The organism is Micromonospora sp. NPDC049580, assembly GCF_040675595.1.
In the GTDB taxonomy this organism is placed as follows: domain Bacteria; phylum Actinomycetota; class Actinomycetes; order Mycobacteriales; family Micromonosporaceae; genus Micromonospora.
In genome coordinates this window covers 1-1,262 of sequence record NZ_JBFAPG010000821.1, presented here as the reverse complement: position 1 = coordinate 1,262, position 1,262 = coordinate 1, and the positions used below count along the sequence as shown (strand labels likewise).

Sequence of the window (1,262 nt, the reverse complement as noted above, 5' to 3'; positions counted from 1 at the left end):
GTCGGCGGCGATGCGCACGGCCAGCGCCGCGAGGGCCGTGCCGGTCACCCAGCGCTGCACCCGCAGCCACACCGGCCGGCGGGCGAAGAAACCGGCCAGCGCGCCGGCGCTGAGCACGATCAGCGCGTTGACGCTCAGCGCGACGGTGATCTGGGTCAGGCCCAGCAGCAGGCTCTGCGCCGCCACGTGCCCCCGCGCCGGGTCGATGAACTGGGGCAGCAGCGACACGTACAGGATGGCGATCTTCGGGTTGAGCAGGTTGGTGACCAGGCCCATGGTGAACAGCCGCCGTGGCGGGTCCGGTGGCAGCGGCGCGGGCGTGAACGGCGACCCGCCGCCCGGGCGCAGCGTGCGCCACGCCAGCCACAGCAGGTAGCCCGCGCCGGCCAGCTTCACCACCGCGTACAGCGTGGGGACCAGGACGAACACGGCGGCCAGGCCGGCGACCGCGGTGGCCAGGTAGACGCCGAACCCGGCGGCCACCCCGAGCAGCGAGATCAGCCCGGCGCGGCGGCCCTGCGCCACCGAGCGGGAGACCAGGTAGACCATGTTCGGGCCGGGCGTGAGCACCAGTCCCAGCGCCACCAGCGCGATCCCCAGCAGCGCACCCGTGCCGATCATGACGTTGCCCCCGTTCGCCGCCGCCTGGAGGAGAACCTAGACCGACCGGCGGCCCCGGCCCAGGACCACCTCACCGATGGTGGCCTGCGAATCGGTCGCGCGGGCGCAAACCACCTCGCGGGAATGGTCACCCGCCTGGACGCGCTGACCTGTGGCACGTGTGTCGCCGCGAGCCGGAGGCGGCGCGTTACGGTGGCCAGGGGAGGTGCCGCAGGGTGACCGAGGCGTGGGACGCGGCCGTGGAGGCGCAGATCCGGGGAGCCGTGCAACGCGGCGAGTTCGCCAACCTGCCCGGCATGGGCAAGCCGATCCCCGGGCGCGGAATGCCGTACGACGAGTCGTGGTGGATCAAGAGTTTCCTGGAGCGCGAGAAGCTACCCAGCGACCTGCTGCTGCCCACCCCGCTGCAACTGCGCCGGCGCATCGAGCAGGTCCCCGACGAGGTCCGTGGCCTGCCCACCGAGCAGTCCGTGCGGGACTTCGTGGGACAGCTCAACACGCAGATCGTCGCCTGGCTGCGCAACCCCGAGGGGCCTCGGGTGGCCGTGCGGCCGGTGAACGCCGACGAGGTCGTCCGTCGCTGGCGTGCCGAGCGCGCCGGACCCGAGGTAACGGTCACCGCCACCGACCCGGCGACCGTC

General features: G+C 73.4%; 2 protein-coding genes. One reads left to right on the top strand and one right to left on the bottom strand.

Features of this window, described 5'->3' with window-relative positions; translation table 11 throughout:
* Positions 1-621: LysE family translocator (locus tag AB0J68_RS32330; protein WP_363942707.1), on the bottom strand; the 621-nt coding region annotated here is incomplete at its 3' end.
* 215 nt (positions 622-836) lie between these two features.
* On the opposite strand from AB0J68_RS32330, the gene AB0J68_RS32325 reads away from it, so the two are divergent.
* Positions 837-1,262 (top strand): DUF1992 domain-containing protein (locus AB0J68_RS32325; RefSeq protein ID WP_363942705.1); only part of this gene is annotated, 426 nt, incomplete at its 3' end.